8 protein-coding genes are annotated in these 7,824 nt (G+C 70.8%); 5 read left to right on the forward strand and 3 right to left on the reverse strand.

Features of this window, described 5'->3' with window-relative positions; all coding sequences use genetic code 11:
• Positions 1 to 25: 25 nt before the first annotated feature.
• On the forward strand, positions 26 to 2,095 hold the full coding sequence (locus tag AB0F72_RS13350; protein ID WP_360429899.1) for an alkaline phosphatase family protein: 2,070 nt from the start codon (positions 26 to 28) through the stop codon (positions 2,093 to 2,095).
• Between the two features lie 6 nt (positions 2,096 to 2,101).
• On the forward strand, positions 2,102 to 3,262 hold the full coding sequence (locus tag AB0F72_RS13355) for a hypothetical protein (protein ID WP_360429901.1): 1,161 nt from the start codon (positions 2,102 to 2,104) through the stop codon (positions 3,260 to 3,262).
• Here AB0F72_RS13355 and AB0F72_RS13360 read toward each other — a convergent pair.
• On the reverse strand, positions 3,231 to 4,082 hold the full coding sequence (locus AB0F72_RS13360; RefSeq protein WP_360429903.1) for an SDR family oxidoreductase: 852 nt from the start codon (positions 4,080 to 4,082) through the stop codon (positions 3,231 to 3,233). The two genes, AB0F72_RS13355 and AB0F72_RS13360, sit on opposite strands and share 32 nt — an antisense overlap.
• 101 nt (positions 4,083 to 4,183) lie before the next feature.
• Here AB0F72_RS13360 and AB0F72_RS13365 point away from each other — a divergent pair, with 101 nt between their 5' ends.
• A complete protein-coding gene (locus AB0F72_RS13365; protein ID WP_360429905.1) occupies positions 4,184 to 4,831 on the forward strand; it encodes a hypothetical protein in 648 nt (215 codons plus the stop codon).
• 103 nt (positions 4,832 to 4,934) lie between these two features.
• Here the strand turns inward: AB0F72_RS13365 and AB0F72_RS13370 are convergent, their stop codons facing one another.
• Entirely contained in the window at positions 4,935 to 5,597 is a 663-nt protein-coding gene (locus tag AB0F72_RS13370; RefSeq protein WP_360429907.1) for a DedA family protein, read from the reverse strand.
• 342 nt (positions 5,598 to 5,939) lie between these two features.
• Here AB0F72_RS13370 and AB0F72_RS13375 point away from each other — a divergent pair, with 342 nt between their 5' ends.
• Both AB0F72_RS13375 and AB0F72_RS13380 read left to right on the forward strand, forming a co-directional pair.
• Positions 5,940 to 6,758 (forward strand): RNA polymerase sigma factor SigF, encoded by an 819-nt coding sequence (locus AB0F72_RS13375; RefSeq protein ID WP_360429909.1) that lies wholly within the window; start codon positions 5,940 to 5,942, stop codon positions 6,756 to 6,758.
• Between the two features lie 144 nt (positions 6,759 to 6,902).
• A complete protein-coding gene (locus AB0F72_RS13380; protein ID WP_360429911.1) occupies positions 6,903 to 7,382 on the forward strand; it encodes an ATP-binding protein in 480 nt (159 codons plus the stop codon).
• 189 nt (positions 7,383 to 7,571) lie between these two features.
• Here the strand turns inward: AB0F72_RS13380 and AB0F72_RS13385 are convergent.
• A partial coding sequence (locus AB0F72_RS13385) for a hypothetical protein (RefSeq protein ID WP_360429913.1) occupies positions 7,572 to 7,824 on the reverse strand: 253 nt, incomplete at its 5' end.

Below are 7,824 nucleotides of genomic sequence, written 5' to 3' on the forward strand. Positions count from 1 at the left end.
AGCGCCGCTGTGCAATCGTCAAGCAGTGGCACTGAGCTGGCGTACCGAAGTGCGTGCCCTGTTCGCCTGGCGGCGCGTCCTCAATCGGATGCGCGCCGTGCTGCGCAGTGCGCTGACCACCTTCGTGGTGCTCACGCTGACTCTCTGGCTGATGCCCGGCGTGGCCAGCACCGATCTTCTCGACATCCTCGGCCTGGTGGTGCTGGTGGCCGTGGTCGGCGCGGTGCTGCGCCCGCTGCTGCTGCTCGGCATCACCGCGCTGGGCGGGTGGGGAGCGATGCTGCTCGGCGTGGTCGCGCAGGTCGCGGTCATGGTGATCGCACTGGAGCTGGACCCGGCCGAGCAGATCAGCGGCCTGCCCACGCTGGTGGCCGCCGCGATCCTGGCGGTCGTGGTGGCCGCCCTGCTGGACTGGATGGCGGACAGCGGCAGCGACGACACGTTCGTCCGGGAGGCCCGCCGCCTGATGCGCGGGGTCCGGCGCCGCGCCGCCCGCCGGGCCGGTGGACCGCTGATCACTTTTCGCCGGCCGCGACCCGGCGCCGAGCCGGGCCTGCTGATGGTGCAGCTCGACGGGGTCGCCGAGCCGGTGCTGCGCTGGGCGATCCGGGCCGGCAACCTGCCGACGCTCGGGCACTGGCTGCGGACCGGCACCCACACGATGCGCGGCTGGCACACCGGCCTGCCGTCGACCACCCCGGCGTCACAGGCCGGCATCCTGCACGGCGCCAGCCGGCAGATCCCCGGCTTCCGCTGGTACGAGAAGGAGACCGGCAAGCTGATGGTCTCCAACCGCCCGCGGGATGCGGCGATCATCGAGACCCGGCTGAGCGACGGGCGGGGCCTGCTCCGCGACGGCGGGGTGAGCATCAGCAACGCGTTCAGCGGGGACGCGGCGACGAACCTGCTGACGGTCAGCCACGCGGCGCTGCCCGGCCGGTCCGCCCGGGGCTGGGCCGCGTTCATGGCCTCCCCGTACGGCTTCACCCGCGCCCTCGTTCTCGGAGTCGCCGAGGTCTTCACCGAGCTGCACCAGGCCCGCCTCCAGCGGCGGCGCAACCTGCAACCCCGGGTCAGCCGGTCCGGCGCGTTCCTGGCCCTGCGACCGGCGTCGATGCTGCTCCGCGACGTGAACGTGTCGCTGATGGCCGAGCAGATGGCCCGCGGCGTGCCGGCGATCTACTGCGACCTGGTCGACTACGACGAGGTCGCGCACCACGCCGGCCCGGCCCGCCCGGAGTCGATGCGCCAGCTGGAGAGCCTGGACCGGATGCTCGGCGTCCTGGAACGACTCGCGCCGGAGGCCGCCCGCCACTACCACCTGGTGGTGCTCTCCGACCACGGGCAGAGCCAGGGCGCCACGTTCCGCCAGCGGTACGGCGAGACCCTCGCCGAGGTGGCCGACCGGCTGGCCGGATCCGACCGTGCCGCCGGCCCGCAGATGCCGGCCGAGGAGGAGGGCAAGGTCGAGCCGGAGAACACTCCGCCACCTGCCACGCCGCTGCTCGTGGTGTCCTCCGGCAACCTGTCGATGATCTACCTGACTCGCTTTCCGCGCCGGCTGAACCGGTCCGCTATCGATCACGTCTATCCCCAGCTGATCGACGGGCTGGCCAGTCACCCGGGCATCGGCCTGGTCGTCGTGCAGACCGAGGAGGGGCCTGTCGCGTACGGGACGGCCGGCTCCCACCGGCTCCGCGACGGCACGGTGACCGGGACCGACCCGCTCCTGCCGTACGGGCCGTCCGCCTGCCCCGACCTGCTGCGTCACCAGAGCGCGGCCCACGTCGGCGACCTCGTGCTGATCAGCGCGGTGGACCCGGTCACGCACGAGGTGGCCGCGTTCGAGGAACTCGTCGGCTCGCACGGCGGCCTCGGCGGCTGGCAGACCGACGCGGTGCTGGTGCACCCGTCCGGCTGGCCGATCGCCCGGGACCTGGACGGCCCGGACGCCGTTCATCGGCAGCTCGTCGCGTGGCTCACCATGCTGGGCCTGCGGAAACCGGACACGACAGCCCTCGGCGCCGACCCGCTGCATGTCGAGGACCTCGATCCGGGCCGGACGGCGCGACTTTCCCCGAGCCGGGATGGTTAGTGCTATGTGCGCTTGCTGGCCGCTCTCCTGATCGCGTCCCTCCCGTCCCTCCCGTCCGTTCCGTCCGCCCCGGCGCCCGCCGGCGCCCCCGCGTTCAACGGGACGGTCCACGCGATCGCGTACCGGGGTGACACCGTGTACGTGGGTGGTGCGTTCACGACAGCGACCTGGGCCGGGCGCGCCTATCCGCGGCATCGGCTGGCCGCGTTCGACTCGCGGACCGGCAAGCTGCTGAACTGGGCGCCGGCCGCGGACGCGACGGTACGCGCGCTCGCGACGGCCGGGGACGGCGTCTACGCGGCCGGCGACTTCCACGCGATCTCGGGCCACCGGCGGGACTCGCTCGCCCGGCTCAGCCCGATCAGCGGAACCGTTGATCCGTTCAGCCACGAGGTGAGCGGTACGCCGTACGCGCTGGCGGCCGGCCACGGACGTCTCTACCTGGGCGGCAGCTTCAGCACCGTGGACCGGGTGAAACGCCGCAACCTCGCCGCGTTCGACCTGGACACCGGGCGGCTGGACGAGCGCTGGCGGCCGACCGCCGACGACCGGGTGCGCACTCTCGCGACAAGGGGCGGCGAGGTCTTCCTCGGCGGCGCGTTCCACCGGGTCAACGGGGTGCGCAACACCCTGCGCCTGGCCGCGGTGAGTGGCAGCGCCGGCACCCTGGACCGGTACTTCCGGCCGGCGGTGGCCGCCGAGGTCAACGCGATAGCCGTCGACGCCGGCGGTGTCTACGCGGCAGCCGGCGGCCGGGGTGGCCGGGCGATCGCGTTCGCCCGGGACGGCTCGATGCGCTGGCAACGGGTCTTCGACGGGGACGCGGTGGCGATCGCGAGGCGGCACGGCGTCACCTACGTCGGCGGCCACTTCGACCGGGCCTGCCTGACCCCGCGCAACGGGCCGAAGGGCGCCTGCCTGGACGGCTCCGAGCCACGGGTGAAACTCGCCGCGGTCACCGAGAAGGGGCATCTGACCGGCTGGGCGCCGCAGGCGAACGGCGTGATCGGCGTCCGGGTCCTCGGCACGGGTCAGAAGGCCGGATCCATCGACGCGGGCGGCGACTTCACCACCGTCGGCGGCGCGGCACATGCGCGGTTCGCCAGGTTCCTCACCATCACTGAGACGGGCAGAATCACTGGAACCGGCGGGCCACCCTCTCGCTGATCGCCCAGTACCGGGCCGGAGCGATCCTGGTCAGCCAGTCGCCGGCCCTCGCCTCGCGGGTGATCACCAGGCGCGGCCGGCGGGACTGGATCGCCGCCACGATCTGCCGGGCCGCCTCCTCGGGCGGCATGGTGAGCGCCGCCTCGGCGAACCGGCGGGCCTGCGCGGCCTGCTCACCCTCCGGGTCGAGGCCGCTGACCCGGGCATTCGCCGCGATGCCGGTGCGGATGCCGCCCGGATGCACCACTGTCACCCCGACACCGCGCGGTCCCAGCTCGTGCCGCAGCCCCTCGGTGAAGCCGCGGACCGCGTACTTGCTCGTCGCGTACGCCACCTGCCCCGGCGGCGCGAGCAGCCCGAACAGGCTGGACATGGTGACGATGTGCGATCCGGGACGCTTTAGCAGCTGCGGCAGGAACGCCTTGGTCGTCCGGATCACCGCGTGCAGGTTGATCTCCAGCAGCCAGTCGATGTCGGTCATGCTGTTCTGCTCGAACGTCCCGGTCAGCGTCACCCCGGCGTTGTTGATCAGAAGATCGGCCGGGCCATGGCGGTCCAAGACCGCCGCGGCCAGGTCACGGCGGTCGCCCCGATCGCTCAGATCGACGTGGTACGTGGAAACGTCCGCCGCACCGATCTGGCGTGCCAGAGCCGCGACCCGTTCCAGGCCGTCCGCGTCCCGATCGACGAGGGCCAGCGCCGAGCGCCGTTTCGCGAGGTCGAGTGCGAGCGCCGCGCCGATCCCGCCGGCAGCCCCGGTGATCACGCAGGTGTGCCCCGCGAAGGTGAACCGCCGCATCTCAACTCTTCCGTCAGTCATGTCCTGCTCTGATATCCCGCGCCTAAGGGCCGCACAGGATCCGCATAGCCCAACTGGTCAGTCTTTCTTCCGGTAGCGCCGCACACAACCGAGGAGCTCCGATGACTCAGCACGATCCGTACGCTCCGGGCCGCCCGCCCACGGCGCATCCCCGCAATGCCCCCGGCGCCTGGCCGCCCGCGTCCCCGCCGGACGACCCCGGCGCCGGCTGGAACGACGACACCCGCATCTCCTGGCACCAGGCTCCCGCTCCGAGCCCGGCCCGGGACGTGGCTCCGCCGTCGTGGGGACAACCGGTGAACGCGCGCGTGCCCGACTCGGTGCCGCCGTCGTGGAGCGGCGTCGCCGATTCGATGCCGGCTACCGCCGCGCCCGGCTATCCGCAGTCCGTGCCCGCCTCCCCGTCGCCGGGAGCACACGGTGAGCCCGGGGCGGGGTCACCCGGTGATCCCTCCGCAGAGCCGCAAACCTGGTCGCGGGATCGCGGTGAGGGGCGGCGGGCTCGGAAGAATCCCAAGGTCGCGCTGGTCACGGCCCTGGTGGCGGCTGCGCTCGGTGGCGCCGGGGTGGGCGCGGGGGTGACGGCGGCTCTCAGCGGGGACAGCAGTTCCACCGTGCCGGCTTCTCCCGGCGCGGGGCAGGGGCCCGGGCAGCAGGACGGCGCCCAGCAGAACGGCACCCAGCAGGACGGGCAGCAGAGCGCGCCCGGCGGTCAGGCGCCGGCGGCGCAACCGTCGCAGGGCACCTGAGGACTCTGTTCAGGGGATAGGAGACGAGGGCGGTTCCCGCAGTGGGCGGTGGGAACCGCCTTCGTTGCGTCTGGGGACGGGCTCAACCCGTACCCAATGGGGGTCAGGCCTTGCTCTCCTCGACAGTGGCGGCGTGGCGTGCGCGGCGGCGGCGGATGTGCCGGACGTGCCAGAAGGCGTATCCGCCGATGGCGAGCGCGATGACCACCACTGCCACCCAGGTGTACTTGTGGGCGTGCGCCATGATCTTGACGATGTGGACGCCGAGCAGGTGGGCGACCGTGCACCACCAGCCGACCCAGAGGACGGCGCCGATCGCGTTGTAGAGCAGGAACGTGCGCCACGGCATCTTGGTGATGCCGGCGATCACGCCGTTGAGCTGCCGCAGGCCGTCGATGAACCGGGCCACCACGATGATCCGGTTGCCGCGGCGGGCGAAGAATTTCTCGGCGCGTTCCAGGCGCTCGGGGGTGACGAAGATGTACTTCCCCCAGCGGTGCACCACCCTGCGGCCGCCGCGCAACCCGATCCAGTAGCCGATGTTGTCGCCGACGACCGCTGCCACGAACGAGATGATCGCGACGAACCAGATGTTCATCCGTCCGGCGCCGGCGTAGATCGAGGCCGCCACCATGATCGTCTGCCCGGGCGCGGGGACGCCGAAGCTCTCCACGCCGATCACGCCACCGATGGCCAGGTAGCCCCAGCGGTCCAGGATCGGGGCAACGCTGTCCAGAAACCCAGGGAGCTCGGCAGAAGGTGGCATCCGCTACACGGTAGCGCCACCGGGGAGCGACACCACACGGACCTGTTCCCCCGCCAGTGTCGGACCTTTTCGGCGAATCCTGTGTCGCCGCTCACCCCATTCCGGAGTTTTGACCTGCGATCTTGCCAGGCCAATACCCGAATTGCCCTTCATTGGTACGGTAAATGACTCATACTTTCGGCTAGTCATCTCTAGGCCTGTCAGTTAGAGTCGGCGTAACCGAACGGCCAAGTGTGCCCGGCCGACGTTTAGTCGACGTCGTCCGCTGGATATGGACGCCCTAACCGACACGGGCCCCAACAGGGGCCGGCTCTCCGGGAAGGTGTCAGGGAGGACCACGACATGACCGTGACCGAGACGAAGACGAAGACGGCGGTGCCGTCGTCGACTGCCGCCAGCGCCGCGGCTCCGGCGGACAGCGCGGCCGAACTGCTCAGCGCCCTCGCGGCCATGCCGGCCGGCCACCCGTCCCGCGCCTCGCTGCGGGACAGGGCGATCGAGGCCTGGCTTCCGCTCGCCCGCCACCTCGCCCACCGGTACTCCGGTCGTGGCGAGCCCACCGACGACCTGATCCAGACCGCGACCGTCGGTCTGATCAAGGCGGTGGACAAGTTCGACCCGGAGCGTGGGGTCGACTTCGCGGGCTACGCGATTCCGACCATCATCGGTGAGATCAAGCGCCACTTCCGGGACCGGACCTGGTCGGTGCGGGTGCCGCGCCGGTTGCAGGAGCTGCGTCTGGCGATCACCGAGGCGAACAGCACGCTGACCCACTCGCTGGGCCGTTCCCCGACAGTGCCGGACATCGCGGCGCACCTCGGGATCACTGAGGAAGAGGTCCTGGAGGGCCTGGAGGGCGCGCGTGCCTACAACGCGACGAGCCTCTCCACCCCGATCTCCGCGGACGGCAACACCGAGCTGGGTGACACGCTCGGCGGTGAGGACCACGAGTACGAGATCGCCGAGACCCGCGTCGCCCTCGGCCCGGCTCTCGCCACGCTCGACGAGCGCGAGCAGAAGATCCTGACGCTGCGGTTCTACGGCAACCTGACCCAGTCGCAGATCGCCGACCAGATCGGCATCTCGCAGATGCACGTCTCCCGGTTGCTGACCAAGGCCCTGACCAAGCTGCGCGGCCAGCTGGCCGCGGACTCGCTCTGATTAGCCCTCCCCGGTAACAAGGAAGCCGACTCGGATTTTTCCCGGGCCGGCTTCCTTGTTCTGTGGGAATCTCCCCCTGGGCGATACCGGAAGTGAGCTGGTCGGACCAGTGCGGATCACGGGGGAACGGGCAGGATGGACGCCATGACCGCGCTCCCCGCTTCGGTGCCGCACGAGGGTGCTGCCGAGTTGGGCCGATGGACGGTCGACAGCTATCACGGGTTGCGGCATCTGCGGACCGCGTTGCGTCAGGCGGTCGAGGAGCTCGGCGGCGCCGGGAATGGGCTGCCTCGACTGGCCGGGGGCGCGGACCTCCCGGTCGGGGGTGCGGGCTCGCTGGATGAGGACGACGTGGCGGAGCGCATCGCCGTGGTCGCCACCGAGCTGGCCACGAACGCTCTCCGGCACGGGCGGCCACCGGTCGAGGTGCGCCTTTCCCGGGTGGGCGACCTTCTGGTGGTGGACGCGTCGGATCACGATCTCGACGGGGAACCGCAGTTCGACGTCGAGCGGCCCCTCGGTCAGGGTGGGCTCGGCCTGCTGCTCGCTCGGACCTTCGCGATCGAGGTCGGCTGGTACCGGGACAGCGCCGCCAAGCATGTGTGGGCCAGCTTTCCGGCCTGATCCCTTTCTTTGATCTACGGTGCGTAGTGGTTGATGTACCGAGAATGCAATTTCGGCTCAGTTATCGACCGTGAACCCATCGGCCACACACGCCACGGTTGGGGGAGGGGGTCGATTTGGCGTTGCGGGGGCGGCCGGGTAAAGTTCTACGAGCCGGCAGGGAAACGGGCGAGCAAGCGGGGCCAGAAGTCAGGGCCCAGCGCAGCGGCCGTCCTGCCAAAACCCGGAGAGTTGATCACGGCCCAGCGTCGTGTAATGTTCTGCGGGTTGCTCGACCGGAGTTCGAGCCGTGAAATTCGCTTGAAACGCGGATTTGACGGAACGGAAAACGAGCGAGTAAAGTTGAACGAGTGCCCCGGGGGCGGGCCGCGAAAGCGGTTCGAACGATGGTGTGCGGTTGTTCTTTGAGAACTCAACAGGGTGCTTGAAAAGCCAGTGCCAA

Origin of the sequence: Actinoplanes sp. NPDC023936, from assembly GCF_040639325.1 — a bacterium.
Taxonomy (GTDB): domain Bacteria; phylum Actinomycetota; class Actinomycetes; order Mycobacteriales; family Micromonosporaceae; genus Actinoplanes.